This window comes from Nocardia sp. NPDC005825 (assembly GCF_040630175.1).
In the GTDB taxonomy this organism is placed as follows: Bacteria; Actinomycetota; Actinomycetes; order Mycobacteriales; family Mycobacteriaceae; genus Nocardia.
The window spans coordinates 47831-73934 of the sequence record NZ_JBEXXC010000006.1; the positions used below are offsets into that span (position 1 = coordinate 47831).

Genomic DNA, 26104 nt, shown 5'->3' on the forward strand with positions numbered 1-26104 from the left:
CCACCCTCCAACCTCAACCAATGTTGATGTCAAGCAACTGGCTCACGCGGGCTCCCATCGCCTGTCCGGCCGCCAGCAACGGCTCGGTCGAGCGCAGGGTCCGGCTGAGCACGAACGCGCCTTCCAGGGCGCACAATACGGCGACCATCAGCTCCCGGGCATCGGCTTCGCCGAGGCCGCGCCGCACGAAATAGCCTGTCCCCTCGTCGATCCAGGACCGCATGACGTCCGCGGCCACGTCGCGGATCCCGGGTTCGCTGTCGGCCACCTCCCCGGCCACGGTCCCGACCGGGCACATGTTCATCCACCCGCTCTGCTCGATGGTCTCGGCGGCGGCGGTGAATGCGGCGGGCACGGCCTCGCGCAGATCCTCGTGCGCGTCCATGAGCAGCGGCAGCAACTGGATGTAGGCCGCGCCCGAGGTGCGCAGCGCCTCCGCCGCGATGCCCGCCTTCCCGGCCGGGAAGTGGTGGTAGAGCGAGCCCATCGGGGCGCCCGAGGCCGCGGTGATCTGTTTGACGGTGATCGCGCTGTAGCCCTGGACGCGCATGAGCTCGGCGACGGCGGTGACCAGGCGATCCCGGGTGGTGGTTGACAGCTTCTCGCTCACCCGTCCAGACTAGAGCAAACGCACTAGAGCGTGTGCTCTAGAGGGGAGAAGGCGATGCCGACAGTCGAGCTGAGCGTGGGACGGGTGCACTACGCCGAGCGGGGCGAGGGACCGGCGGTGGTGCTGCTGCACGGACTGCTCATGAATCACACGGTGTGGGACGAGGTGATCGGCAAGCTGCCCCCGGGCTTCCGATACGTCCTGCCGGATCTGCCGCTGGGCGCGCATCCCGAGCCGCTGCGCGCCGACGCCGACCTGAGCATGCGGGGTCTGAATCGACTGCTCGCCGAATTCCTCACCGCGCTGGATCTGCGCGATGTCACCCTGGTGCACAGCGATTGGGGCGGCGGACTGTTCCTCACCGCGTACGGCCTCGACGAGCGGGTCGGGCGACTGATCGTGCTGCCCTGCGAGGCGTTCGACAACTTCCCGCCCGGACTGCCCGGCAAGACCGCCATCGTGGCGTGCGCGCTGCCCGGCGGAGTCACGCTGGCGCTCAGGCAGTTACGGGTGTCGTGGCTGCGCGCCACCCCGGTCATGTTCGGCTGGATGGCCCGCCGCCCGATCGACGACGACCTGGTCCGCGGCTGGACCGAACCGGGCTTGCGGGACAAGCGGATTCGACGGGACCTGCTCGGCTACGCGCGCTCCCCGCGGTCGAAGGCCGAGTACATCGCGAACACCGAAGCGCTGCGCGACTTCCCCGGCGACGCGCTGATCCTGTGGTCGTCGGCGGGCAAGGTGATGCCGCGTGAGCACGGCCGCCGCCTGGCCGAGCTGCTCCCCAAGGCCCGGCTGGTCGAACTCGACGACGCCTACGTCCTGTCGATGCTGGATCGCCCCGACGCCGTGGCCGAGGCCATGTCCGCCTTCCTGACCGGCGCTGTCGTCGAGAACGAATAGACCGGGCCGGGGTTTCGGTATCGTCGGCGGGAGCGGCCACACGACGCGGTGTGGGCACCCGAGAAACCCCCGGAGGCGCGAATGCCCAGCCTGCTCAGCCGGATAGTGCCCTGGTATCTGCGGGTCACGCGCGCCAACCGCCCGTTCATCACCGCGGCGGGCGCGCGCGAACGCATCCGGGAGCGCACCCTGCGGCCGCTGCCCTACGGCCCGCCGCGCCGCCTGCGCTCGGACGTCGAGGTCTCGGTGCTCCAGGATTCGGTCCGGCCCGTCTACACGCTGACGCCGCGGTCCGGTCGCGCCCGCGGCAATGTCGTCTACGCGCACGGCGGGGGCTGGGTCAACGAGATCGCGCCGCAGCACTGGCGGCTGGCCGCGGAGATCGCGGCCCGCGCGGAAACCACTGTCACGCTTCCCATCTACCCGCTCATCCCCTTCGGCACGGCCGATCGGGTGATTCCGGCTTTCGCGGAACTGGTGCTGGCCAACCGGGCCCGATACGGCGAGGTGTGCCTGGCCGGTGATTCGGCGGGCGGGCAGATCTCGCTGTCCACCGCCCTGCTGCTGCGTGACGAGCACGACGTGACGCTGCCGCGCACGGTGCTGATCTCCCCCGCCCTGGACCTGTCGATGAGCAATCCTGAGATCCTCGAGGTGCAGCCGAGCGACCCGTGGCTGGGCCGCCCCGGCGGCCTGGTGCTCGGCGAGCGCTGGAGCGGATCGCTGCCCATCACCGACCCGCGGGTCAGCCCGCTGTTCGCGGACTTCACCGGGCTCGGTCCGCTGACCGTGTTCTGCGGCACGCGCGACATCCTGATGCCGGATGTGCGGCTGCTGGTCGGCAAGGCCCGGGCCGCCGGCGTGGCGGTCGACTATCACGAGGCCGCGGAGCTGGTGCACGTCTACCCGCTGACGCCGACGCCGGAAGGCCGTGCGGCACAGGCCGTCCTGATCGACAGCCTGCGCGGGGCGCTCCGGCCGAACGGCTCGGAGCCGTCCGCTCACCCCTGAGCCGCGGGCCCGTTCTCGGCCAGCCACGTGCGGGCGCGCGTGGCCGAGGCGCGCGAAAGCCAGGCGTCCTGCACGACTTCGGTGAGTTCACCCAGGGTCAGTTCGGGAATTCGGCTGCCGCGCACCAGAACCGACAGGTGTCCCCGGAAGTGCGGCGTGGTGAAGAACGGTGAGTCCGGGTCCTGGGTCAGGGCCATTTTGTCGTCCTCGGACGGCACCCAGATGATGATGACGTCGTCATAGCGCTCCCCCGTCCGCGGATCGGCGGCGTCGGGGCGCGGGGTGCGGAAGTAGACGAAGGACTTGCGGCCCACCTGATAGACCGGATTGCCCGCGGGCCCGTGCTCGACGGTGACGTGCGGCATGGCCCCGGCCAGGTCGTGGACGTCGGCGAGGCGGGCGCGGCGGCTTCTGCTCGGCACCCGGTCGAGTGTATCGCCGCGCACACCGGCAATGCCCGCGAGCTGGGTTTATGCGCGCCTGCTGGCCTTGAATGCGGCAAATCACATAGGTTGGACCCCATGGCGCGGCGTGTCAATGGAAACCTCCCTGAAGAGGTCACTTCATTCGTCGGCCGTCGCGAAGAACTGGCTACCGCGAAACGCCTGCTGCCGACCACCCGGGTGCTGACCCTGCTGGGTCCCGGTGGCATGGGCAAGACTCGCCTGTCGCGGCAGATCGGGCACCTGGTGGCCCGGGCCTTCCCGGATGGTGTGTGGCTGGTGGAGCTGGCCGACGTCCAGGATCCGGCCCTGGTCACGCTGAGCGTCGCCGAGGCCCTGAATCTGCGCGACGAGTCCACCGCGCCGCTGCCCCGGCTCACCGAATTCCTGGCCGACAAGCGGCTGCTGCTGATTCTGGACAACTGTGAGCATCTGATCGAGGCGTGCGCCGCGCTGGTCGGCCGGATCATCGCCACCACCCCCGATGTGCGGGTGCTGGCCACCAGCCGCGAGGTGCTCGGCATCCCCGGCGAACAGGTGATGCCGGTGCCGCCGCTGACCGTGCCCGACACCCCGGGCGCGGACAGCGACGCGCTGCAGCTGTTCATCGAGCGGGCCACCGCCGCCAACCCGGGGTTCGAGGCCACCGCCGCCAACCAGGACGTGCTGGCCGAGATCTGCCGCCGCCTCGAGGGCATGCCGCTCGCGCTGGAGCTGGCGGCGCTGCGGCTGCGCATGTTCACCCCCGAACAGATCCGCGACCGCCTCGACGACACCATCGGGCTGCTCAGCGCCGGGCCGCGCACCGCACCGCAGCGGCAGCAGACCATCGAGGGCGCGATCCGCTGGAGCTACGACCTGTGCACCACCGCCGAACAGACACTGTGGGAACAGCTTTCGGTGTTCGCGGGCGGCTTCGACATCGACGCCGCGGAGGCGGTGTGCGAGCTGACGCCGGGCGCGCTCATCGAGGCGCTCACCGGGCTGGTCGACAAGTCGGTGGTGATGCTGCGCTTCGACGGCGATGTGGCCCGGTACTCGATGCTCGAGCCGATCCGCCAGTTCGCCGCCGACCGGCTCGCCGAACGCGGGACGGCGCAGCAGGTTCGGGCCCGGCACCGCGAGCACTACCGACGACTGGCCATGCAGGGGCAGACCGCGTACTGGACCTCCGCGGACGTGGCCTGGTTCCGGGAGCTGAGCCGCGAACACGCCAATCTGCGTGCGGCGCTGCGCTCGGGCCTGGAGGACGATCCGCTGCACACCATGGCGACGGTGACCGTGCTGCGGCCCTTCTGGGAGCACAACCGGTTCCTGTCCGAGGGCTACCGGTGGCTCACCGATTCCCTCGCCCGCAACCCCGAGCGCACCGCCGAACGCGCCAAGGCGCTGTCCTCGGCGGCGTCACTGGCCGCCCTGCTCGGCGATCAGGAGTCGGCGACGCGGCTGGTGGCCGAATGCATGGAACTGGCCGCCACCCTCGACGACGCCGACATCGTCGCGGAAGTAGCGCTGGACCGCTCGCTGCTGGCCTTCGCCAACGACCGTGAGCGCTCCCTCGAGCTGGGACGCTCCGCCATCGAACTGGCGGCCGAAACCGGGCAGCACGCCATCGAGATGGATTCGCACGCCTTCTCTTTCATGGCCGCCATGGTGCTGGAGGCACCCGGCCGTACCGAGCTGGCCGAGCGGTTCCTGGAACTCACCACCGATTCCGGCTCGCACCTGCTGGGCGGGCTGGCGCTGTGGACCGTCGGCATCGACCATTGGCGGCGCGGCGACCTCGAGGCGGCCGCCGAGTTCCACGGCCGCGCCATCGAACAGCTGGCCCTGTTCGAGCGGTGCATCTGGCTGTCGTCGGCCTTCGAGGGCCTGGCCTGGACGGTCTCGGCGGACGGCGACCACGAGCGGGCCGCCCGCTTGCTCGGTGCGGCGGAATCGCTGCAGCGCAGCACCATCCGATTGGCCGACTCCATCACCGTGGCCGTCGGCGAGAAGGAACGACTCAAGGTCCGCGAGGCCCTGGGCGAGGAGGCCTTCCGCGCCGCGTTCGGCGCGGGCGCGAGCCTGCCGCTGAGCGAGGCCATCGACTACGCGCTCGGCCATACCGCCGCGCCGGAGCCGGCACCGGTCGCCGCGCCGCCCGCGCTCAAGCGCCCCGTCCGCGCCGCGACGGCGACGCTGTCGGAGACCAATGTGCTGACCCGCCGGCAGAAGGACGTGGCCCGGCTGGTGGCGGCCGGGCACAGCAACAAGAAGATCGCCGCCGACCTGGTCATCTCGGTGCGCACCGCCGAGACCCACGTCGAGCACATCCTCACCAAACTGGGCCTGACCTCGCGCACCCAGCTCGCCGCCTGGGCCCACGAACACGACCTGTAGGTCCCGATCAGCATCCCGGAGGACTGGCTCGCATGACTTCCATCGATGACTACGGCCGGACCCGCGAAAGCCTGCACGCGGTGGCCGAACAACTACTGGCCGGACCGGAATACCAGCACAGCAAGACGATTCGGCTGACCCCGGTGCCCGGCGGATTCGCGACGGTGAAGGAGCCGCGACTCGCGGTGCGCGCGGATGTCGTCCTGCTCGACGACAAGCCGATCGGGAAGCTGGACGGCGCGACCATCACGGAGCTGGCCGACGCGGCCGGCGTCGAACCCGGGATGCCGGAGGGCGTGTACGCCAGCCGCACCACATTCGACCCGAACGCGCCGCTGTTCGTCGACGCCCGGCAGTCCCGGATCCTCACCAGCGCTTACGGACTCGGCGACGCCGCCCTGCGCGCCCTGGCCCCCGACCACACGCCGGTGCTGTGGCCCGAACATTTCGATCTCGGAATCGACGTGAACGAGGTCAATTACGGTGTCTCACCCGGCGACGCCCTGATCGGCGAGCCCTATGCCTATGTCGGCCCGTGGCGGCCGCGCACCGGCGACTTCTGGAACCAGCCCTTCGGCGCGGCCCGCACCATCGCCGAACTCGGCGAGCTGGACGCGCTCACCGAGTTCTTCCGGGAGGGCCGCCGCCGGGCCGCGGAATGAGCTCGAACGCCGCGGCAGGTCGTCGGCGGTGATCGCGCCTCAGTAGCCGGTGGAGCCGTCGATGCGCTCGCGCAGCAGGTCGGCGTGGCCGTCGTGACGGCCGTACTCCTCGATCAGGTGGAGGTAGATCCAGCGCAGGCTCAGGTCCTTGCCGGTGCGGGGATGCCGGGTGGCGTGGTCGAGCGGGAGGTCCGCGACCGCCTTGTCGCACAGCGTGATCTCCTCGAGGAAGCGACCGTAGTCGGCCTCGGCCCGCGCGGGGTCGATGTCGTCGAAGTCGCCGTCGCGGTTCACCTCGTCGGAGTAGAGGTACCCCGGCTCCTCGCCGGCCGCGCGCATGCGGAACCAGCCCCGTTCCACCTCGGTCATGTGCCGGATCAGGCCCAGCAGGGACATGCTGGACGGCTCCACGCTGCGGGTCGCGAGCTGAGCGCCGGTGAGGCCCTGGCATTTCCACAGCAGGATCTCGCGGCCGCGGGTGAGCAGGGAGTGCAGCACGGCGCGCTCCGCGCCGACCAGCAGCTGCTGGGAACGGGTGACCTCGGGGGCAATCCACGTCATGATCGGACTCTAACGCCGAGCCGGAATCCGGGAAAACGAATTCGGGGGGTGGGAAATCCCACCCCCCGAATCACGGGAAACCGCTTGCTACAGACCGTTTTTCAGGAAGTCGATCACCGAACGCTCGAACGCGTCCTTGCGCTCCACCATGACCCAGTGGCCGCAGCGGGCGAAGGTGCGCAGGTCCGCGTTGGGGATCTGCCGCGCGGCGAACAGCGAGCCCTCCACCGGGGTGACCCGGTCGTCACGGCCCCACAGGATCAGCACTTCCTGCTTGATGCCCTTGAGCCGCGCCCACAGCGGAACCGGCTCGGCCAGCTTCGGGTTGTAGAAGGTGGCGTAGGCGTCGCGCAGGGCGGCCTGGCCCTTCGGGTCGGCGGCGGCCTTCAGTCGCTTGGCGACGAGTTCCTCGGTGAGGGTGGCCGGGTTGGAGACCATGGCCCGCAGAAAGCCCATGGCCTTCTCGTCGCTGGGGTTCATGTTGAACTCCATGAGCCGGTTGATGCCCTCGGACGGTTCGGGTCCCAGAATGTTCACCCCGACCCCGCCGGGGGCCATCAGCACCACGCGGTCCACGCGGCCCGGGTGCTCGAGCGCGAGCAGGGTCGCGACCGTGCCGCCCATGGAATTGCCCAGCACGTGCGCCTTCTCGAGGCCCAGCTCGTCGAGCAGGCCGATCACCGCGTCGGCGGCGATGCGCAGGTAGTTGCGCTCGTACACCTCGGGGCGGCCGCTCTCGCCGAAGCCCGGCTGATCCAGGATCAGGCAGCGGAAGTGCTGGGCCAGCACCGGCAGGTTCTCACCGAAGTTGGCCCAGCCGGAGACGCCCGCGCCGGAGCCGTGCAACAGCACCAGCGCCGGGCCCTCGCCGGCCTCGTGATAGCGGAGCTTGTGACCGTCGACGGTCACCCACTTGGTGGTGCTCTCCGCGGTGAGGGTCATCAGAGCATCCGATCCGCGACCTCGAGGCCCATGGCGCCCTTGCCGTACATGGCCAGCGCGCGCTCCACGTCGTTGATCACGTGCACGCTGCCCGCGTGGGCGTCGCGCCAGTTGCGCTCGATGATGTTCGGCTGGCGGATGGCGTGGCCGCCGGAGTTCTTGAACAGCAGGTCGATCGCCTCGAGCGCGCGCTCGGTGCCGCGCACCTGATCGCGGCGGGTGGCCAGCCGCAGCTCGAACGGGATCTCCTCACCGGCCTGCGCGTAGCGCAGCTGCTCGGACATGTTGCGTTCCATCTGGAGCACGGCGGCGTCGATTTCCGAAGCGGCGCGGGCGATCCGGACGTGGGCGAAGGGATCCTCGGAGACCTTCTGGCCGCCGTAGGACAGCCGCACCCGCTCACGCTGACGCTCGATGTGCGCGTCGTAGGCGCCCTGCGCCGCGCCGATGATCGGGGCGGTGATGGTGTTGGAGAACAGCGCGCCGAACGAGATCTTGTACAGCGGGTTGGTGTTCACCGCCTGGCCGGGGCCGATCAGGTTGGCCTGGTCCGCGGCCGAGTAGGCGCGGTAGGCCGGGACGAAGGCCTTCTCGATGACGATGTCGTTGGAGCCGGTGCCGGCCAGGCCCGACACGTTCCAGGTGTCCTCGATGCGGTAGTCGGTGCGCGGCACCAGGACCGTGTAGTAGTCCATGCCGGTCGCGGTCGGCACCAGCGCGCCCAGGAACACCCACTGGCCGTGGTCGCAGCCGGAGGAGAACTGCCAGCGGCCCGACAGCTCGTAGCCGCCGTCGACGACGGTCAGCTTGCCGGTCGGCGCGTAGGAGGAGGACACCAGGGTGTCGGGGTTCTCGGCCCACACGTCCTGCTGCGCCTGGTCCTCGAACAGGGCCAGCTGCCACGGGTGCGCGCCCAGCACCGAGGACACCCACGCGGTGGACGGGCACACGGTGCCGATCGCGCGGATCACCTCGTAGAAGGCGACCGGGGACTCCTCCATGCCGCCGAAGCGGGCCGGCTGCAGCATGCGGAACACACCGGCCTCGGTGAGCTCGGCGATGCTGGCGTCGGGCACCCGCCGCTGCTCTTCGGCCTGAACCGCGCGTTCCCGGATCGCGGGCAGCAGATCGCGGACCCGATCGAGCACCTTGTTAGTCATGCGGGCGTTCCTCCTCGTGCAGAGTTTCCTGCCATCGAAGTTATGACCATCCAGGTGTTTCGAACCGAAATAGTCCCGATGATCGGAACCTCGGTTCCGGAACCGGAGTGCGGACACTCGGGGTAGAAGCCGGCCGGGCCTATTTGTGCGCGTACTCCCAGGTGATGTCCTCGTCGAGGGCCGTGCGGATGGCGGCGTCGAGGCCGGGGTTCCAGTCGGCCGGCTGGGCGACGGCGACCCAGCCGTCGAGGACCAGGTCGCCGTAGCGGTGGCCGTGGCCCGAGGGCACGCCCTGCGCGTTGGCCAGGTCGGCGCTGATCTGCCAGAAGGTGACGATGGGCCACCAGCGGATGGACTTGGAGACATCCTGGCCGCGCGGTTCCTTCAGCCAATCCGGTTGGGTGAACAGCAGATCCGGCGACCACCACACGATGGGGTCGGAGGCGTGTTGCAGGTAGACCACCCGCGGGTCGATCCACTGGCGGTCCGGGCGGGCGAGATCCGGTGCGGTGGCGGCGAAGCGGACGATGAGGCCGTCGGCGTAGATCGGCAGGATCTCCGGCGTCCCCACGTCGCGACGCTGCTCGATCTGGCTCCAGATGCGGTTCGAGTTGGGCGGGCCCACCCACAGCACGCCGTCCACCATGCTGCGGATGTCGTCGAGTCCGGAGAACGCGCCCTCGGAGCCCTGCGAGCCCAGGCTCTCGCCGTAGACCAGCAGTTTCGGCCGATGCTCCGGGGGCAGCTGGGCCCACCGTTCGTGGACGGCGTGGATGACCAGCCGCCCGGACTCGGTGGCCTTCTCACGGTCGGACAGGAACGACAGCACGCTGGGCAGATACGAGTACTGGGTGGCGGCGATGGCGCTGTCGCCGCCGTACATGTACTCGATCGAGGAGGCGGTGGTGGAGTCCACCCATCCGGTGCCGGTGGTGGTCACCACCACCAGCACCTTGCGGTCGAAGGCGTGCGTGCGGTCGAGTTCGCGCACCACCAGGGCGGCGATGTCCTCGGGCTCCTTCGCCGAGTCCAGGCCCGCGTACACCCGAATCGGTTCGCGCGCGGGCCTTCCCGTGACCTGCGCGATCCGTTCGGCGGTCGGCGCGGTGGCCACGAACCAGCGGCCCTCCGAACCGAGGGTGTCCCATCCGGCCAGAGACTGTGGGCTGCCGGACCTTTCGGGCAGCTGCGGCTGGACGGCGCTCTCCGAGGTCTTGCCGTTGCGCAGGCTGAATGCCGAATTGGCCGTGGCGAAGAAGGCTTTGGCCAGCACGCCCTGGAACAGCAGCACCGCCAGCACGCCCACCACGACGACCGCGCCGGGGTAGGCCAGGCCGCGCGGAATGTGCCAGTCGATATTGAGCAGCCGCACGATCAGCCGGATCAGCCACCGTACCACGCGGTACGCGGCGATCACCAGGGCCAGGGTGGCCGCGGCCAGCAGTTCGGCGCGCAGGTAGCTCGACGTGGTGGTCGGTTCCATCCCCATCAGCATTTCGAGGTCGCGCTGCCAGCGGGCCGACCGGGCCAGCACCAGCGCGGCGCCGACGATGGTGCCGACCAGGATCACGACTTTGCCGACGGCCCGGGTGGTTTCGCTCGGATTCCACAGTTTGGCCAGGCCCTCGGCGGAGTCGGGCAGCCGCGGCTGCACCCACTTCGCGAACGCCCACGCCAGCACACAACCCACGCCGTAGCCGATGGCCGCGCTGATCCCGCAGACCAGGCCCTCGAACAGCCAGGTGCGGGGCAGCAGGGAGGGCGACACCGCCCACAAGAAGAAGATCCATGCCACGATCAGGCCGGGATAGTTCGGGTTGATCGCGCGTTCCACGCGGGCGATCACCGCCCACACGCGGGACGGGAACGATCGGGTGTCCGGCTGCGCGGCGTCGGCGAGCATGTCGTCGGCGGGCTTGTCGAGGTCCTGACCGTCGGCCTTCATGGCTCCGAGTCTGGTCGCCCGGACTCGCCCGGACCGCAGCGACACGCGCGCACGACACCGGCGCCGCCGGACGCCGGGGGCTCAGGCCGGTGTCCGGCGGCGCCGGTTATCCGAGATTCCCTCATCGGGAAATGAGGGGTGCGCCTCATCGGGAAATGAGGCGGCCACGAACCGCAGGGAGGTTCGCGGTGGACGACGCAGCCCCCCGCGTTGTCCGCCCACGTCTGGCAACGGTAGGGCGTTCCGTCAGCAATGTGAAACAGCTATTTTTCGGTGATTGACAAGCGGCACTTGTCAATCAGAGGTGAGCCGGTAGCGTCCGATCCTCGAAATCGGGCCGTTCCAGCAGCTCGACCAGTTCCGGGCGCGCGGCCCGGACCTCCCGCGCGATCTCGACGAACGAACGCACCAGCGGGGTCTCGTGTTCCGCGGGCCAGGCGACGGTTACCTCGTTGCGCGGGGCATCGACAATCGGCAGCAACCGGACCCGGGGAAACGGCATCCAGCGTGCCGACGCCACGGTCAGCACCACGCCGACGCCCGCCGACACCTTGTGCAGCTCCTCCAGCAGCGACTTCGACCGCGACACCACCGGCGCGGGCGTCCCGTCCCGGTGATCGTGCAACTCCCAGAACGCATTCCACACCGGATCGTCGTTGTCCGCGCCGAGCAGCGGCTGATCCAGCAGGTCCCGCACCCGGACCTCGGGCAGTTCGGTCAGCGGATGCTCGGCCGGCACCAGCGCCACCAGCGGCTCGGCGAACAGCGGCTCGACCCGGATCCCGTCCGCGCGGAACGGAAGCCGCGCGAAGGCCACGTCCACGCTGCCGTCGGCCAGTCCCGCGGCGGGCTCCTCGTAGGTGAACTGCCGCATGTCGACGGTCACGTCCGGATGCCGTTCCCGGAAGGCCGCCAGGATCGGCTCGGTGAGGGTCAGCGCCGCGCCCTCGAGGAAACCGAGCACCAGCCGGTCCGATTCGCGCCGCTGCGCCACCCGCGCCCGCTCGACGGCCAGGCCCAAGGTGGTCAGCGCGCCGCGGACCCCCTCGAGCAGCGCCTCCCCCGCCGCGGTGAGCTCCACACTGCGCGTGGTCCGGGTGAACAGCACCAGGTCCAGAGCCTGCTCCAACTGTTTGATCTGCGCACTCAAGCCCTGCTGCGCCACGTGCAGCCGCTGCGCGGCCCGCGTGAAACTCAGGTCCTCCGCCACCGCGACGAAATACCGCAACTGCCGCGAGTGCACATCCATAGCGAGCGAGTCTAGATCGAAACCGCCTGCCCGATTCGCGAGTTCACGCCCGGCGGGCGGCGGCGGTTCCGGCCCGGCGGCCGAAGAAAGTGCCGTCACCCAGTGAGGTTCCGGAGATGTAGCCGAACCCGTGCAGCCCGTTGGCGGCCCGGCCCGCGGCGTAGAGGCCCGCGATCGGCTTGCCGTCGTGGTCGAGCACGTGCCCGTCGAGATCGGTGTGCAGGCCGCCCAGGGTGAACACCGAGGCGCCGGTGCCGCGCCGGTCACCGGCCTCCGACGGCGGGCGGACCCCGGCCTTCACGTCGATGGCGGCCAGCGGCGGGGTGAGTTCCCGCAGCCAGCGCGCGGCCTTGTGGTGATCGAGATCCGCGCCCTGCCGGGCGAATTCGTTGTAGCGGCCGATGGCGGTGGTCAGCGACCCCGCGGGCAGGCCGGTGAGTTGCTCGAGCTCCTCGGGCGTCTCGGCGACGTGCGTGGGCCGCACGCCCCAGCGCTGGGGTTCGGGGACGTCCTCGAAGCCCTCCTCGTCGACGATGACCCACATCGCGGTGTCGTCGCCCGCCCAGCTGCCGCCCATGTTCTGGCGGTAGAGCGCGTGCTGGCCGATCCGGCCCGGGTAGGTGTCCTCGTTGACGAAGCGGCGGCCCAGGGCGTTGACCACCATGCCGCGCACGGCCAGCCCCGGGATCAGGGACATGCCGACCTGCCCGGCGGACATGTGACGCACCGCCGCGCCCAGCGCCTGGGCCATCCGGATGCCGGACCCGTCGTCGGTGCCCGCGCTGACCTTGGTGTGGCCGAGCAGCTGCGGCGCGTGGGCGGCGAGCATGGCGTCGTTGTCGACGAAACCTCCGGTGGTGAGCACGATTCCGCGCCGGGCGCGAATGGTGATCTCCTCGCCGTAGCGGCGCGCGACCGCGCCGACCACGACGCCGTCCTCGTCGACGACGAGCGCGCTGACATAGGTGTCGAATCGCGTGGTGGCCCCGGCGGCCTCGGCCGCGGCGGCCAGGCACTCCATGAGCAGCTTGCCGCCGAAGTCGTTGGCGGTGGGCCGATGCCCGCGCGGGGCGGGGTGGGCCAGTTCGGTGAAGGGCCAGCTGTTCTCGCCCAGCCACATCAGGCCGTCGTCGGTGGGCGGCACCCAGGTGGGGGCGTTCCACATGGTCGGCTTGAACGGCACGCCGCGGTCGACCAGCCAGTGGAAGTGCTCCACGCTGCCCGCGCAGTACTCGTCGATCTTGGCGGTGTCCGCGCCCGCGCCGAGCGCGGCCTTCAGGAACGCGGCCATGGCCTCGGGGGTGTCGTCGAAGCCGCAGGCCACCTGGATCGGGGTGCCGCCGCCGAGGTAGATCTCGCCGCCGGAATTGGCCGACGCGCCGCCCGGACCGCCCGCCCGGTCCACGATCAGCACCTGCGCGCCCGCGTGCGCGGCCTCGAAGGCCGCCGCGGCCCCGGCCGCGCCGTAGCCGACGATCAGCACATCGGTCTCGATGTCGTAGAGGCCCACCTCGCCGGCCGCCCGCGGCGTGACCGAATTCCGCACTGTCATGCCTCGACGGTGCCCGCTCCGACCGCCATTCCTTAGCGGTCCATCTTGCTGACCGATTCGCCGATCCCGTTCAACGGGACTGCGACCCGTCACACCCTCGGGTAATGGGGATGGTGTGTGAACGGCGTCACTGTGGTTGGGGACGCCTGCACGAGGAGGAGAGTCAATGCGGATTCTGGTCACCGGAGTCACCGAGCCGAGCGGCCGTGCCGTCGCGCGCATGCTGCTGGCCGCCGGCCACGAGGTATCCGGTCTGGACCGGCAGCGGCACCGCTACGTGGACCCGCGGGTCGAGGTGACCGTCGGCGACCTGTCCGACGCGCAGGTGTGCGCGCGGGCCGCGACCGGGGCCGACGCGATCGTGCACCTGGCGGGCCCGGCGGTCGCGGCGATCGCGAAGGCGGCCCAGGAATCCGGTGCGCGCCTCGTGGTTCCCGTTGCGGCGGGCGCTGATTCGAGCATCGAGAAGATCGTGGCCGGCTCCGGCGCCGACGCGCTCATCGTGCGCACCGCGCTGGTGGCGGGCCGCCGCGTCGATCACGGCGGCTGGCGCACCCTGGAGAGCCTGACCGGCGGCGGCAAGGGCAGCGTGCAGGTGCTGCACTACGACGACCTGGAGCGCTTCCTGGTGCTGGCGGCGCTGTCGCAGCGCGGCGGCGTGGTCGAACTGGCCGCGCCCGGCGAGGTGTCCAGCGCCGAGGTCAAGCGCATCCTGTCCGAGGCGGGCGTGAAATACGGTGCGTGGCTGCCGAAGTCGTCGGCGACGCAGACCAAGGTCGACGCGAGCGCGGCCCGCGAGGAGTGGGGCTTCCGCTACGGCTGGAACGCCACCGAGGTCATCGCCGACACCGCACGTGGCCTGCACGGCCGCAAGAGCGGCGGCTCCGGCTTCCGCAACCGCCGCGGCGCGATCCCGCTGCCGACCCACGTGGTGCCGCAGAACGCCCCGACCTCCGACGGCTACCGGCTGACCTCCGCCGCCCCCGAGGGGCTGCAGGGCGAGTTCGACGATCTGATCGACGACCGCATCCCGGTCTACACCGCCACCAACACCTCCGAGGCACTGCCCGGTCCGCTCACCCCGCTCACCATCGACCTGCAGGCCGGGGCCATCCGCCTGGGCAACGAGGCGATGGGCCACATGATCGCCATCGAGGGCATCGCGCTCGAGCACTGGGTGTCCCGGGTGACCAGCGTGCTCGGCCACCACATGTACATCAACGCCTCCATCGGCGTCTTCTCCGCCGAGAACATGCCCGGCTGGGACGAGGAGAGCGTGCGCCGCGACGTCTACGGCACCATCGGCGACCTCGAGCTGCACCCCAAGGGCCGTCCCGCCATGCCGACCGGTATGGCCGCCCGGGCGGGCACCTTCAAGGCGATGGGCCGGGTCGCCTCGACCGCCCTGCAGTTCAGCAAGACCGCCGAGCTGATCAATGCCGCCTCGCACGCGGAGGCGCTGAACCGCGACCAGATCTCCGAGCTCACCGACGAGCAGCTGCACGCCCGCGCCCTGCTCTGGCGCGACCGCCTCAACCAGGCGTGGCAGGCGGCCTCCATCGGCGTCATGATGACCGGCGCGGCCACCGCCGCCCACAAGGGCGAGGTCAAGATCGACCTGAACCGCCTGGAGTCGGCCAAGACCATGCTGGCCGTGGAGCGGCTGGCGGGCCTGTGCCGCAAGGACGCCGGGCTGCAGGCGCTGGCCAAGACCGGTGATGTGGGCGCGTCCCGCGAGAAGTCGCCGGAGTTCTCCAAGGCTCTGGACCAGGAGCTGGCCAAGATCGGCCACCGTGGTCCGGGCGAGTGCGAGCTCATCAACAGCACCTTCGGCGACCGCCCCGAACTGCTGGTCACCGCCGCCGGGCGGGCCGCGGAAATGCCCGCGCCGCACCGCGAGCCGGTGCCGGAGCCGACCAGCCGCACCGCCAAGATGGCCGTCGGCGCGACCGTCTACCGCGAGCGCGCCCGCGACGCCGTCGTCCGGGTCACCAACTGCCTGCGCCTGGCCACCCAGGAGCGCGCCGCGCGCCTGGTGAAGGCGGGCAAGCTCACCGAGATCGAGGACTCGGTGTTCCTGAACCTGGACGAGATCCTCTGGGCCCCGGCCGATCTGCAGGAGCGCGTGGCGCGCCGCCGGGCCGAGCGCACCCGCTTCCAGGCCGTCCGCATGCCCGACGTGGTCAACGGCCCGTGGGAGCCGGAGGAGATCTCGGGCGCGATCGCGGTGGGCGAGACCATCACCGGTCTGGGCGTGAGCCCGGGCGTGGTGGAGGGCACCGTCAAGCGCGTGCTGACCCTCGACGACGACATCGAGCCGGGCGACATCCTGGTCGCCTCGGTGACCGACACCGGCCACACCGCCATGTTCGCCTACGCGGGCGCGGTGGTCACCGATATCGGCGGCGCGGCCTCGCACGCCGCCATCGTGGCCCGCGAGTTCGGCGTCCCCTGCGTGGTGGACGCCAAGGTCGCGAGCACCGGCCTGCAGGACGGCCAGCGCGTCCGGGTGGACGGCGCGGCCGGGACCATCACGTTGCTGGCCGACGCCGAATAGGCGCGGCCCGCAACCGAATCCGCCTCGGGCGCGCCGCGCTCGCGCCCGAGGACGGTCGGTCCCGACTGGAAACCAACCAGTCTCCTTCTTACGCGAGGCCGTCCCGAAAGCGCCCCAGAGCCCGGACCGCGACACACCCCACGACGCGCTCCGTGACCGAAAGGAATACCCCCAGTGACGATCTCGCGCGCCGTACGCGGCACTCTGACCGGTGTAGCCGCCGCCCTCATCGCCATCACCCCGATCGCCGTCACCCCCGCGATGGCCGCGCCGGTGCCGGTGCTGCAGACCCCCAAGGGCGTCTCGCTGAACCTGGCCACCGCGCCGAACGCCCGTGACCTGAGCGGCATCCCGCTCGGCGGCGGCGCCAAGGTGAAGGCGGGCTCGGTCTACCGTTCCGACGCCCTCAACAAGCTCACCGCCGATGATCAGCAGAAGCTGGTGTCGGCGGGCATCGCCGAGGTCATCGACTTCCGCAGCCCGATCGAGCGCCAGCAGAACCCGGACAAGCTGCCGGGCTCCATCCCGGCCAAGTCGCTGCCGGTCTACGACCCGAACAACGACTTCTACCTGTTCTTCGCCAAGGCCGTGCAGGGCGGCCCCGAGGTCCAGCAGCAGCTGCTCGGCGACGGCAAGGGCAGCCAGTACATGATCGACTACTACAAGTGGCTGGTCACCGACGCCACCTCGCGTGGTCAGTTCTCCGCCGCTCTGAAGGAGATCGCCAACGCCAACGGCCCGGTGCTGTTCCACTGCACCGCCGGTAAGGACCGCACCGGCTGGATGTCGGCGATCCTGCTGACCGCCATCGGCGCGAACAAGGGCCAGGTCTACAACGACTACCTGGACTCCAACGAGAACCTGGCCGCCGCCAACAAGGCCACCCTCGACGGCCTGGTCGCCGCCGGCCTGGTCACCGATCGTTCGCTGTTCGAGCCGGTCCTCGGTGTCGACCGCGCCTTCCTGGATTCGGCCTTCGACGCCGTCCAGGCCAACTACGGCTCCTTCGACAACTTCCTGTCGCAGGGCCTGGGCATCGACGCCGCGACCGTCGCGACCCTGAAGTCCAAGCTGGCCTAGCTGTATCCTCCGCAATGCCGGCGCCGTGGTGGGACGGCGTCGGCATTCGCATGTCCGCCCCATGTCCGCTTCCCCATGTCGATCGCCATGCGAAAATACGCATGGTGCACGAGATCTGGCAGCTGGACGGGCGGCGCACCCGCTCGGTGAGCGCGGAGAACCCGACCGGTGAGCCCGGTGGGGGCGGGCGAGCCATCTCCGGGACCGGTGCGTTCGCGGCGGCGGGGCTGGGGCGGGGCTGGAAGGTCTCGCCGTCCATCGACCTGCGACCCGGCGAAACCGCCACGCTCGCCGACCTTTCCGGGCCCGGCGTGATCCGGCACCTGTGGCTCACCACCGATCGCGCGCTGCTGCGCGACTTCACGCTCCAGATGTACTGGGACGACGCGCCGGAACCGGCCGTCGCGGTGCCGCTGGGCGACTTCTTCTGCAACGGCTGGGACCAGCTGGCCCTCGTCGACTCCGCCATGATCGTGGTCGCGCCGGCGGGCGGTCTGAACAGCTACTGGGCCATGCCGTTCCACTCCCGCGCGCTGATCACCCTGCACAACGGGTCCGAGCAGGCCGCGCCGGTCTACTACCAGATCACCTATCTGGAAGAGGACTTACCGGGCGCCGCCGGGTATCTGCACGCCCGGTGGCGCTGCTCCGATCCGCTGGGCACGCCCGCGGAACATCCGATCGTCGAGATCGACGGCGGCCCCGGCCGCTACGCCGGAACGTATCTGGCCGTGCAGCCGCGCGCCACCGGCTGGTGGGGCGAGGGCGAGCTCAAGTTCTATCTCGACGACGACACCGAATTCCCCACCCTCTGCGGCACCGGGACCGAGGACTATTTCGGCGGGGCCTGGAATTTCGACCTCGACGGCGCTTATCGCCCCTACTCCACCGCCTATCTGGGCATGCCGCAGGTGCTGCCGCCGCATCGAATCTACGAGCCGCACCAGCGATTCGGCATGTACCGCTGGCACATTCCCGACCCGATCTGTTTCGAGTCCGGGTTGCGCGCCACCGTGCAGGCGCTGGGCTGGCGCGAAGACGGCCACTACCTACCGCTGGACCAAGCCCATGTGGCGTCCACCGCCTTCTGGTATCAATCGCTCCCCTGATCCCCCGAACGTCCCGTAACGATTGTGGGACAGCAGAAAGAATGCGATTGCTATTGCGTAAAACGCGTCGAGCGCGTGGCACGCGGGTGCATGGTATTGCTATGCGCGCCTTGGTTGTCGAGAAGCCCGGACAGTTCTCGGTCGAATCGGTGCCGGATCCGCTGCCCGGCACCGGTGAGGTCGTGATCCGGGTGGACGCTGTCGGGATATGCGGGACGGATATCCATATCGTCGAGGGCGAATTCCCGCCCACCCCCTATCCGATCGTGCCCGGACACGAATTCGCCGGGGAAGTGGTGGCGCTCGGCGCCGACGCGGCCGGGGTGCGGATCGGCGACCGGGTGGCGGTGGATCCATCGTTGTTCTGCGGCCGCTGCCACTATTGCGCGATCGGGCGCGGGAATCTGTGCGAGAACTGGGGCGCCATCGGCGACACCGTGGACGGCGCCATGGCCGAGTACGTGAAAGTGCCCGCCGCCAACTGTTATCGGCTGCCCGGGCACGTGTCGCCCGCGCACGGCGCACTGGTGGAACCGCTCTCGTGCGCGGTGCACGGATTCGACGGGCTGCCACGGCGACTCGGCTCGCACTATCTGATCTACGGCGCGGGCACCATGGGTCTGCTCATGCAGCAGCTGGCGGCCGCGGCGGGCGCGGCCTCGGTGTCGGTGGTGGACACCAATGCCGACCGGCTGGCCGTCGCCCGCACCCTGGGCGCGGATGCGGCCACCGTGTCGGCCGACGACATGGACCGGCCCGAGGGCTGGGAGATCGTGATCGATTGCAGCGGATCGGTGGCCGCGATCGAGGACGGGCTCTCCCGGGTGCGGCGCGGCGGCACCTATCTGCAGTTCGGGGTGGCCCCGGCGGCGGCGCGGGCCGCCGTCTCGCCGTTCCGCATCTACAACGACGAGATCACCATCGTCGGATCCATGGCGGTACTGCACAGTTTCGGCCGGGCGGTGGACCTGCTCGGCGAGGGCGTGATCGACGCGGACACCGTGATCACCCATGATTTCGCCCTCGAGGAATTCGGCGATGCCCTGCGGACCTTCCGCGCGGGCACCGGACGCAAGATCCAGCTGCATCCCGGACGGGCGGCACGATAGAGGGTGGTGGCCAATGGCGGTCGTTGCCGGAGTGGATTCCTCCACTCAGTCCTGCAAGATCGTGGTGTGCGACGCCGATACCGGAACGGTATTGCGGCAGCGCCAGATTCCGCACCACGACGGCACCGAGGTGCCGCCGGCCATGTGGTGGGAGGCGTTGCGCGCGGCCTGTGACCGGATGATGCGCGATGTCGAGGCCATCGCGGTGGCCGGGCAGCAGCACGGGCTGGTGGTGCTCGACGCCGCCGGGCATCCGGTGCGGGACGCGCTGCTGTGGAACGACACTCGCTCGGCGGAGGCCGCCAGTCAGCTGGTGGGCGAGCTGGGCGGGCCGCAGGCGTGGGCGGACGCGGTGGGCAGTGTGCCGCTGGCCGCGCACACCGTGGCCAAGCTGCGCTGGTTCGCCGACCACGAACCGGAACTGGCCGACCGGACGGTCCGCGTGCTGCTCCCCCACGACTATCTGACCTGGCAGCTGCGCGGCGGCGATCCGGCGATCGAGCCCACCACCGATCGTGGTGACGCCTCCGGCACCGGGTACTGGTCCCCGGCCGCCGACGCCTACCGGCCCGACCTGCTGGCCATGGCCTTCCGCGGCCGCAGTCCGGCCCTGCCCCGGGTGCTCGCGCCCGCCGAGATCGCCGGGCACACGCCGGGCGGGCGGCTGGTGGCCGCGGGCACCGGCGACAACGCGGCCGCGGCGCTGGGACTGGGCATCGCGGACGGGGACGTGGTGGTGTCGTTGGGCACCAGCGGGACGGTGTTCACCCGGGCCACGGCGCCCAGCGCCGATCCCTCCGGGGCGGTCAACGGGTTCGCCGACGCCACCGGCGCGTTCCTGCCGCTGGTCTGCACGCTCAATGCCGCCCGGGTCCTGGACGCGACCGCGGTCCTGCTCGGCACCGACGTGTCTGGCCTGGAAGTCTTGGCCGCGCAATCCCCCGCGGGCGCGGACGGTCTCACCCTGCTGCCCTACATCGCGGGCGAACGCACCCCGAATCTGCCGCACGCCACCGGCAGTCTGCACGGCCTGCGCCCGCACACGATGCGCCCGCACCATCTGGCCCGCGCCGCCATCGAGGGCATGCTCTGCAATATCGCCGAGGCCTTGGACCGCCTGCCGACGGTCCCGCATCGAATCCTGTTGATCGGCGGCGCATCCCGCTCCCGCCTCATCGCCCACGCGGCGGCCACCATCTTCGGCCGCACCGTGACGGTCCCCAACCCGAGCGAGTACGTCGCCCTGGGCGCGGCCCGCCAGGCCGCCTGGGCACTGCGCGGCGGCCCCCGCCCACCCCGCTGGCCCACCCCGCCGGGCACCGAATTCCACACCCTGGCAGCGGGAGTCGGCGCCGCGATCCGCCAGCGCTACACCGAGATCAGAGACACCTACTACCCGTAGACGACCGGGCCGTCGGACAGGTAGTCATCCCAGGTCTGGTGCCGGGTGATGTAGTTCCGGATGGCGTCGCGGGCGATCTCCTGTTTGGATCGCCCTTCCATCGCCGCCTGCGCACCCAGCGCAGCTTCTTCGTCCTCGCTGAGCCGCAAAGTCCATGCCACCGCGAATTCATACCACCCCGGTGTCACCGTGTCTGCCGAACGACCGTCCAGTTGGCAACCATCACATGACGAACAGGTAGCCGAGACCCGGGATGCACACCGGCTATTGCACTCACGCCGAGTTCAACCATCGTCAGCACCGGTCGCTGACTCGTAGCTTCACGGGGTATGACGACCGAGCGCCGCGCGCTACGCCGAACGCAGCGGGCCGTCGACGAGCACTGCCCGGTGCTGGACCTCACCACCGGCCGTACCCCGGTCGAGACCACCCTCGTCACCCAGTAGCAGCACCCCACCCACCGGAGGCCCCGATGACCGAGTCCGTCCTGCCCGAAGACCCCAGCGCCACCTGGAGTTTCGAGACCAAGCAGATCCACGCCGGGCAGCAGCCCGACGCCACGACCGGCGCCCGCGCGCTGCCGATCTACCAGACCACGTCGTACGCGTTCCGCGACACCGACCACGCCGCCGCGCTGTTCGGGCTCGCCGAGCCGGGCAATATCTACACGCGGATCATGAACCCCACCCAGGACGCGGTGGAGCAGCGGATCGCGGCGCTCGAGGGTGGCGTGGCCGCCTTGCTGCTGGCGTCGGGCCAGGCGGCGGAGACCTTCGCGATCCTGAACCTGGCGGGCGCCGGGGATCACATCGTGTCCAGCCCGCGGCTGTACGGCGGCACCTACAACCTGTTCCGGTACACGCTGCCGAAGCTGGGCATCGAGGTGAGCTTCGTCGAGGATCCGGACGATCTCGAGCAGTGGCGGGCGGCGATCCGGCCGAACACCAAGGCGTTCTTCGGGGAGACGGTGTCCAATCCGCAGAACCACCTGCTCGACATCCCCGGGATCGCGGAGGTCGCGCACGGGTCGGGGATTCCGCTCATCGTCGACAACACCGTCGCCACCCCGTATCTCATCCAGCCGTTCGCGCACGGCGCGGACATCGTCGTGCACTCGGCGACCAAGTACCTGGGCGGGCACGGTGCGGCCGTCGCGGGCGTGATCGTGGACGGCGGCACCTTCGACTGGCGCGGTGGACGATTCGCGGGCTTCACCGAACCGGATCCCAGCTACCACGGTGTCGTCTACGCCGACCTCGGCGCGCCCGCTTACGCGCTCAAGGCGCGGGTGCAGCTGCTGCGCGATCTGGGTTCGGCGATCTCGCCGTTCAACGCCTTCCTCATCAGCCAGGGGCTGGAGACGCTGAGCCTGCGCCTGGAGCGGCACGTGGCCAATGCGACCGCGGTGGCCGAATTCCTCACCGGGCGGCCCGAAGTCACGGCCGTCTCCTACGCGGGCCTGCCCTCCTCGCCGTGGTACGAGCGCGGAAAGCAGCTGGCCCCCAAGGGTGTCGGCGCGATCATCGGCTTCGAACTGGCGGGCGGCGTGGACGCGGGCAAGCGTTTCGTGGACGCCCTGACCCTGCACAGCCACGTCGCCAATATCGGTGACGTGCGCTCGCTGGTCATCCACCCGGCCTCCACCACGCATTCGCAGCTGACCCCGGAGCAGCAGCTCGCGGCGGGCGTCGCGCCGGGCCTGATCCGCCTGGCGGTCGGAATCGAGGGGATCGACGACATCCTCGCCGATCTGCGCGCCGGATTCGCCGCGACCGCTTAGCCGGTCAGAAGCGGTCGAGGGGCCGGATCCGCGGGGACACCGCCGAATTCACCTGCAGGGCGATGATCAGGCCGATGCTGAGATAGGTGCTGATCGGGCACAAGGCCACCGCCGCCGCGTACAGGAATTGCACGATTCCGATGCGGCGGCGGATGGCCGTCAGGTCCTCGGGGGTGGCGTCGGCGGTGAGCAGGCCGGCGCGGCGGGCGTAGCGCAGGGCGGCGAGTTGCGTGAGTCCCAGGTACAGCAGGTCGGCCCAGTAGACCAGCAGCGCCAGGCGCGACTGCGGGAACGCGGCCAGCAGGGCGGTCGCGAACGGCACCATGCAGACGCCGAACAGGAACATCAGATGGATCCAGGTCAGCGTGCGGTCCGCGCGATCCATCAGTCCGAGCTGGGTCTGCTGGCCGATCCAGAACATGCCCAGGGTGAGGAAACCCAGGAAGCAGATGAGGAATTGGGGGCCGACGTGGGTGAGGGCGTGCCAGACCGGCTCCTCGTCGGCGGCCGCGCCGGAGGTCCACAGGGCGCGCTGACGCCAGGTCTCGCTCGCGGGGACGTGCAGTTCCAGCACGAGCAAAGTCATTGCCACAGCGAAGATTCCGTCGCTGAGCGCACCCAGCCGACCCAGGTCCTGTGCCGCGATGCGGTGATATCTGGCCATCCGCCCCACCTCCGTATCGGACCCTAGCCGAGATCAGGGTGCGGCGCGGTGTTGCTCCCGGGCGAGGAAGTGGGCGGTGGATTTCGTTGTCTCGTACAGGGATCGGTAGTGCCGGTAGTACGGGCCGTAGTGCGCGGTGGTGTCGGGATCCGGTTCGATGGTGTCGATGATCGGGTTCCACGCCGCGGTGTCCAGGCCCAGCGCCTCGGCGGCGAGCAGGGCGTCGCCGAGGGCCGCCCCGACGGTGTCGGCCGGAAGCTGTTGCGGCAGACCGGTGATGTCGGAGACGATGCGGGTCCACAGGCCGCCCTTGGTGCCGCCGCCGACCGCGACCAGGCGGGTGGCGGGGGCGCCGGCCGCGGCCATCGCCTCCAGATTGTGGCGGACCCCGTACCCGATGCCCTCCAGAACGGCGCGGTAGAGGTCGGCGCGCTGGTGGGTGAGGGTGAGGCCCGCGATCACGCCGCGGGCGTTCGGGTCGAACAGCGGGGTGCGTTCGCCCGCGAAATAGGGCAGCATCAGCAGGCCGCGGGAGCCCGGCGGGACGTGGGCCGCCTCGTCGAGCAGTTCGGCGAAGGCGCTGCCGGTGAGCGCCCGCAGCCAGTCGGTGACCGCGCCGGAGGTCGCCATCCCGGCGGCGGAGGTGTAGGTGCCGGGCCAGGTACCGCAGGTGGTCCACAGCCCCGGTTGCGGGCGCGGCTCGGCCAGCACCTGGGTGAGGAACATGGTGGTGCCGTACATGATCATGCAGTCACCGGGGGCGCGGACGCCGATCCCGGCCGCCTCGGCCCAGGCGTCGATGGTGCCGGTGGTGACCGGGAGCCCCACCGGCAGACCGGTGGCGGCCGCCGCCTCGGGGGTGACGCGGCCGACTATCTCGGTGGGCCAGGCCAATTCGGGCAGGCGCAGGCCGGGCGCGACGGATTCGGCCCAGTCGGTGGCCCAGTCGCGGGCCATCAGGTCGTACATGGGCACGCACTGGCTGGCGGACTGATGGTCGAGGACGTAGCGGCCGGTCAGGCGGTACACGAGAAACGAACTGGCCATCAACAGCATTCGCGTGGCTGACCACACCTGCGGCTCGTGCCGGATGAGCCAGCGCAGTTTCGGGCCGACGGCCTGACTGGTGAGCGGCGACCCGCACCGCTCCAGCACGGTCAGCGGCCCCAATTCCGCGTCCAGTTCCTCGATTTCGACGCCCGCGCGGGTGTCGACCCCGTACAGGATGGCGGGCCGCAGCGGGCGGCCGTCCGCGTCGGCGGGCAGCAGGCACGGGCCGATGCCGCTCACCGCGAGCGCCTCGATGGGTTCACCGTCTGCGGCCGCCACCAGGTCGCGGGCGATGCCGACGAAGTCGGCCCACCACACCGTCTCCGCGTCGTGTTCCACCCAGCCGGGCCGGGGCGTCGACACCCGGTGCGGTCGTTCGGCGCGCGAGGCGACCACACCGTCCCGGTCGGTGAGGACGCCCTTGGAGCCGGAGGTGCCGATATCGATGCCGAGGAGCATGTCAGCCCGCCCGGGTGAATTCGTCGAGGGTGACGCCCAGCAGCTCGCAGGCCGCGCGCACGGTGGCGCGCTGATCGCCGGGGACGGCGTGAATGTGGTTGGCGCCGAAGCGGGACAGGAAGTCCCCGGCGTCGGCGTCCAGGCGGGCGAAGGCGTGCGGCCACTCCCAGGTGGACTGCTTCATCAGCGACTCGTTGGTGGCGTCGTCGTAGGTCTCGAACGCGCCGAGCATGAGTTGCATGCGGTAGTCGCCGTCGCGGCGGGTGAGGCGGGCGAAGGTCATCTCGCCGGGCGCGGCCAGGTGGTGCACCGACGCGCCGCCCGCCGGGAAGAAGAACACCTCCGGGTACAGGTGCACCCGGGCCAGGTTCTCGGCCGGGTCGTCGCTGCGGGCCGCGTACCAGGTGGCGTGCTGGCCGGAATTGCACAGATCCCAGATGTCGCGGTCGGCGTGATAGTGGCGGACGTCGGCGAAAAGCACAGGCGTGCCGGAGATCTGCTTGAGCAGCTGCATGGTGAGCGCGCCGTCCATATCGGCCTCGGTGGCGCAGACGTGCGGCTGTTTGGGCCCGTTCCAGTCGTAGGGGTCGTTGAGGAACGCCTCGGTGACGTCCATGGTGGCGAAGTACTGGGTCAGTTCGGGCTGGCCCTTGATGCCGGAGAAGTCCAGCCGCCATTCCGCGATCAGATCCCGCACCGCCAGGTACGAGCGCAGCTGCCGTTCCAGCAGGTCCGGCGTCAGTTTGACCCCGTCGTAGTGCACCCCGGCGGTATTGCGCTCCAGCCATTCTCGCGCCGCCCGCGCCTCACCGGCGTCGGCCTGGTCGGCGCGGCGCACGATCTCCCACTGGTCGATCTCCTCCACGTCGATCCCGAACACCCGCTGCCATTGATCGGTATTGGCGACCGCCGTGTTCATCCCCATGGGCCGCCCGCCGAACCGCCCGAAGGTGCTGCCGCGCAGTCCCGCGACCGCCGCGGCGGCTCGCGCCCGCACCCCGATGGCCGCGATCAGTTCCGGATCGGCCGGGTCGCCCCACAGCCGGGCGTGCTCGCGCCCGATCTGATCGAGGGCCCCGCCCGCGGCCAGCATCCCCACCATGCCCGGCTGCACCGGGTCGATGTTCGACAACAGCAGCAGCGGCCCCCGCAGCGCGCCCGCCGCCAGCATGGTGAAGTGCGGGAACGCCCACACCGCGTAGTGCAGCACGGTCAGGTCCACCCCCGCGGCCTCCACCCGCCGGGCGACCTCGACCGCCCGGTCATTGCTCGCGACCGGTTCCCGGCCCCGGATCACGGTGTGGCCGGCGGCCGTCAGCTCGGCCACCAGCCGGTCTTCGGCCGTCTTGATGAATCCGACGATGCCGCCGTGCACGTAGTCGCGGCCGTCGGAAAGACTGATCACGCCGATTCGGGCCATGGTGCCTGCCTCCCCGCAACGTTCTGATCGTCAGCACTGGGTGGGACTCTCGAC

22 protein-coding genes and 1 pseudogene are annotated in these 26104 nt (G+C 70.5%); 11 read left to right on the plus strand and 12 right to left on the minus strand.

From position 1 onward, the window contains the following. Positions 1-13: 13 nt before the first annotated feature. Entirely contained in the window at positions 14-610 is a 597-nt protein-coding gene (locus tag ABZ382_RS18050) for a TetR/AcrR family transcriptional regulator (protein ID WP_357090089.1), read from the minus strand. Between the two features lie 54 nt (positions 611-664). Here ABZ382_RS18050 and ABZ382_RS18055 point away from each other — a divergent pair, with 54 nt between their 5' ends. Beyond that, positions 665-1513 carry an alpha/beta hydrolase gene (locus ABZ382_RS18055; RefSeq protein WP_357090092.1) on the plus strand — a complete coding sequence of 283 codons (849 nt, stop codon included), beginning with the start codon at positions 665-667 and terminating at the stop codon, positions 1511-1513. 81 nt (positions 1514-1594) lie between these two features. Next, positions 1595-2524 (plus strand): alpha/beta hydrolase, encoded by a 930-nt coding sequence (locus ABZ382_RS18060; protein ID WP_357090094.1) that lies wholly within the window; start codon positions 1595-1597, stop codon positions 2522-2524. On the opposite strand, the gene ABZ382_RS18065 is transcribed toward ABZ382_RS18060, so the two are convergent. Then, positions 2515-2946, minus strand: a complete 432-nt coding sequence (locus ABZ382_RS18065; protein ID WP_357090095.1) for a hypothetical protein — start codon at positions 2944-2946, stop codon at positions 2515-2517. The genes ABZ382_RS18060 and ABZ382_RS18065 overlap by 10 nt on opposite strands. 99 nt (positions 2947-3045) lie before the next feature. On the opposite strand from ABZ382_RS18065, the gene ABZ382_RS18070 reads away from it, so the two are divergent. Both ABZ382_RS18070 and ABZ382_RS18075 read left to right on the plus strand, forming a co-directional pair. Continuing rightward, positions 3046-5349, plus strand: coding sequence for a LuxR C-terminal-related transcriptional regulator (locus tag ABZ382_RS18070; RefSeq protein ID WP_357090098.1), 2304 nt, complete (start codon positions 3046-3048; stop codon positions 5347-5349). A 32-nt stretch (positions 5350-5381) separates the two neighbouring features. Further along, positions 5382-6011 (plus strand): hypothetical protein, encoded by a 630-nt coding sequence (locus ABZ382_RS18075; RefSeq protein WP_357090101.1) that lies wholly within the window; start codon positions 5382-5384, stop codon positions 6009-6011. A 39-nt stretch (positions 6012-6050) separates the two neighbouring features. Here the strand turns inward: ABZ382_RS18075 and ABZ382_RS18080 are convergent, their stop codons facing one another. From ABZ382_RS18080 to ABZ382_RS18105, 6 genes are all read right to left on the minus strand, one after another. Continuing rightward, the gene (locus tag ABZ382_RS18080) at positions 6051-6572 is read right to left on the minus strand and encodes a DinB family protein (protein ID WP_357090104.1); all 522 of its coding nucleotides are present in this window, start codon (positions 6570-6572) and stop codon (positions 6051-6053) included. A gap of 87 nt (positions 6573-6659) precedes the next feature. Beyond that, positions 6660-7514, minus strand: coding sequence for an alpha/beta fold hydrolase (locus tag ABZ382_RS18085; protein WP_357090107.1), 855 nt, complete (start codon positions 7512-7514; stop codon positions 6660-6662). Beyond that, positions 7514-8674, minus strand: coding sequence for a 3-hydroxy-9,10-secoandrosta-1,3,5(10)-triene-9,17-dione monooxygenase oxygenase subunit (gene hsaA / locus ABZ382_RS18090; RefSeq protein WP_357090110.1), 1161 nt, complete (start codon positions 8672-8674; stop codon positions 7514-7516). Before hsaA ends, ABZ382_RS18085 begins: the two co-directional genes overlap by 1 nt. A 139-nt stretch (positions 8675-8813) precedes the next feature. After that, the gene (locus ABZ382_RS18095) at positions 8814-10619 is read right to left on the minus strand and encodes an alpha/beta hydrolase (RefSeq protein WP_357090113.1); all 1806 of its coding nucleotides are present in this window, start codon (positions 10617-10619) and stop codon (positions 8814-8816) included. 298 nt (positions 10620-10917) lie between these two features. Beyond that, positions 10918-11868 (minus strand): LysR substrate-binding domain-containing protein, encoded by a 951-nt coding sequence (locus tag ABZ382_RS18100; protein WP_357090116.1) that lies wholly within the window; start codon positions 11866-11868, stop codon positions 10918-10920. Positions 11869-11911: 43 nt separating this feature from the next. Beyond that, the gene (locus ABZ382_RS18105) at positions 11912-13420 is read right to left on the minus strand and encodes an FAD-dependent oxidoreductase (protein ID WP_357090118.1); all 1509 of its coding nucleotides are present in this window, start codon (positions 13418-13420) and stop codon (positions 11912-11914) included. Positions 13421-13586: 166 nt separating this feature from the next. On the opposite strand from ABZ382_RS18105, the gene ABZ382_RS18110 reads away from it, so the two are divergent. The 5 genes from ABZ382_RS18110 (at position 13587) to xylB (ending at position 20677) form a co-directional block, all read left to right on the plus strand. Next, entirely contained in the window at positions 13587-15977 is a 2391-nt protein-coding gene (locus ABZ382_RS18110) for a PEP-utilizing enzyme (protein WP_357090121.1), read from the plus strand. Positions 15978-16151: 174 nt separating this feature from the next. Then, on the plus strand, positions 16152-17057 hold the full coding sequence (locus ABZ382_RS18115) for a tyrosine-protein phosphatase (protein ID WP_357090124.1): 906 nt from the start codon (positions 16152-16154) through the stop codon (positions 17055-17057). A gap of 101 nt (positions 17058-17158) precedes the next feature. Then, positions 17159-18166: a glycoside hydrolase family 172 protein gene (locus ABZ382_RS18120; protein ID WP_357090127.1), complete on the plus strand. Its 1008-nt coding sequence runs from the start codon at positions 17159-17161 to the stop codon at positions 18164-18166. Positions 18167-18267: 101 nt separating this feature from the next. Continuing rightward, a complete protein-coding gene (locus ABZ382_RS18125) occupies positions 18268-19275 on the plus strand; it encodes a zinc-dependent alcohol dehydrogenase family protein (RefSeq protein WP_357090130.1) in 1008 nt (335 codons plus the stop codon). A gap of 13 nt (positions 19276-19288) precedes the next feature. Continuing rightward, the gene (gene xylB / locus ABZ382_RS18130; RefSeq protein ID WP_357090133.1) at positions 19289-20677 is read left to right on the plus strand and encodes a xylulokinase; all 1389 of its coding nucleotides are present in this window, start codon (positions 19289-19291) and stop codon (positions 20675-20677) included. Here the strand turns inward: xylB and ABZ382_RS18135 are convergent. After that, positions 20668-20838 carry a CopG family transcriptional regulator gene (locus ABZ382_RS18135; RefSeq protein ID WP_357090135.1) on the minus strand — a complete coding sequence of 57 codons (171 nt, stop codon included), beginning with the start codon at positions 20836-20838 and terminating at the stop codon, positions 20668-20670. The two genes, xylB and ABZ382_RS18135, sit on opposite strands and share 10 nt — an antisense overlap. Positions 20839-21039: 201 nt before the next feature. Here ABZ382_RS18135 and ABZ382_RS18140 point away from each other — a divergent pair. Together ABZ382_RS18140 and ABZ382_RS18145 are read left to right on the plus strand one after the other, a co-directional pair. After that, a pseudogene (locus tag ABZ382_RS18140) lies at positions 21040-21123 on the plus strand (OsmC family peroxiredoxin); the annotation flags it as partial. A gap of 26 nt (positions 21124-21149) precedes the next feature. Then, positions 21150-22457, plus strand: coding sequence for a bifunctional o-acetylhomoserine/o-acetylserine sulfhydrylase (locus ABZ382_RS18145; protein WP_357090136.1), 1308 nt, complete (start codon positions 21150-21152; stop codon positions 22455-22457). A gap of 4 nt (positions 22458-22461) precedes the next feature. On the opposite strand, the gene ABZ382_RS18150 is transcribed toward ABZ382_RS18145, so the two are convergent. The 3 genes from ABZ382_RS18150 to ABZ382_RS18160 are packed head-to-tail and all read right to left on the minus strand — an operon-like array spanning position 22462 to position 26050. Next, positions 22462-23121: a TMEM175 family protein gene (locus ABZ382_RS18150; RefSeq protein WP_357090138.1), complete on the minus strand. Its 660-nt coding sequence runs from the start codon at positions 23119-23121 to the stop codon at positions 22462-22464. Positions 23122-23154: 33 nt separating this feature from the next. Beyond that, a complete protein-coding gene (locus ABZ382_RS18155) occupies positions 23155-24630 on the minus strand; it encodes an FGGY-family carbohydrate kinase (RefSeq protein WP_357090140.1) in 1476 nt (491 codons plus the stop codon). 1 nt (position 24631) lies between these two features. Beyond that, the gene (locus tag ABZ382_RS18160) at positions 24632-26050 is read right to left on the minus strand and encodes an L-fucose/L-arabinose isomerase family protein (protein WP_357090142.1); all 1419 of its coding nucleotides are present in this window, start codon (positions 26048-26050) and stop codon (positions 24632-24634) included. Positions 26051-26104: the final 54 nt, after the last annotated feature.

Bases quoted from the DNA above. Each gene is read 5' to 3' on its own strand.
- ABZ382_RS18055 (WP_357090092.1), top strand. From the start codon at position 665: ATGCCGACAGTCGAGCTGAGCGTGGGACGGGTGCACTACGCCGAGCGG.
- ABZ382_RS18060 (WP_357090094.1), top strand. From the start codon at position 1,595: ATGCCCAGCCTGCTCAGCCGGATAGTGCCCTGGTATCTGCGGGTCACG.
- ABZ382_RS18070 (WP_357090098.1), top strand. From the start codon at position 3,046: ATGGCGCGGCGTGTCAATGGAAACCTCCCTGAAGAGGTCACTTCATTC.
- ABZ382_RS18075 (WP_357090101.1), top strand. From the start codon at position 5,382: ATGACTTCCATCGATGACTACGGCCGGACCCGCGAAAGCCTGCACGCG.
- ABZ382_RS18080 (WP_357090104.1), bottom strand. From the start codon at position 6,572: ATGACGTGGATTGCCCCCGAGGTCACCCGTTCCCAGCAGCTGCTGGTC.
- ABZ382_RS18085 (WP_357090107.1), bottom strand. From the start codon at position 7,514: ATGACCCTCACCGCGGAGAGCACCACCAAGTGGGTGACCGTCGACGGT.
- hsaA (WP_357090110.1), bottom strand. From the start codon at position 8,674: ATGACTAACAAGGTGCTCGATCGGGTCCGCGATCTGCTGCCCGCGATC.
- ABZ382_RS18095 (WP_357090113.1), bottom strand. From the start codon at position 10,619: ATGAAGGCCGACGGTCAGGACCTCGACAAGCCCGCCGACGACATGCTC.
- ABZ382_RS18100 (WP_357090116.1), bottom strand. From the start codon at position 11,868: ATGGATGTGCACTCGCGGCAGTTGCGGTATTTCGTCGCGGTGGCGGAG.
- ABZ382_RS18105 (WP_357090118.1), bottom strand. From the start codon at position 13,420: ATGACAGTGCGGAATTCGGTCACGCCGCGGGCGGCCGGCGAGGTGGGC.
- ABZ382_RS18110 (WP_357090121.1), top strand. From the start codon at position 13,587: ATGCGGATTCTGGTCACCGGAGTCACCGAGCCGAGCGGCCGTGCCGTC.
- ABZ382_RS18120 (WP_357090127.1), top strand. From the start codon at position 17,159: ATGGTGCACGAGATCTGGCAGCTGGACGGGCGGCGCACCCGCTCGGTG.
- ABZ382_RS18125 (WP_357090130.1), top strand. From the start codon at position 18,268: ATGCGCGCCTTGGTTGTCGAGAAGCCCGGACAGTTCTCGGTCGAATCG.
- xylB (WP_357090133.1), top strand. From the start codon at position 19,289: ATGGCGGTCGTTGCCGGAGTGGATTCCTCCACTCAGTCCTGCAAGATC.
- ABZ382_RS18145 (WP_357090136.1), top strand. From the start codon at position 21,150: ATGACCGAGTCCGTCCTGCCCGAAGACCCCAGCGCCACCTGGAGTTTC.
- ABZ382_RS18150 (WP_357090138.1), bottom strand. From the start codon at position 23,121: ATGGCCAGATATCACCGCATCGCGGCACAGGACCTGGGTCGGCTGGGT.
- ABZ382_RS18155 (WP_357090140.1), bottom strand. From the start codon at position 24,630: ATGCTCCTCGGCATCGATATCGGCACCTCCGGCTCCAAGGGCGTCCTC.
- ABZ382_RS18160 (WP_357090142.1), bottom strand. From the start codon at position 26,050: ATGGCCCGAATCGGCGTGATCAGTCTTTCCGACGGCCGCGACTACGTG.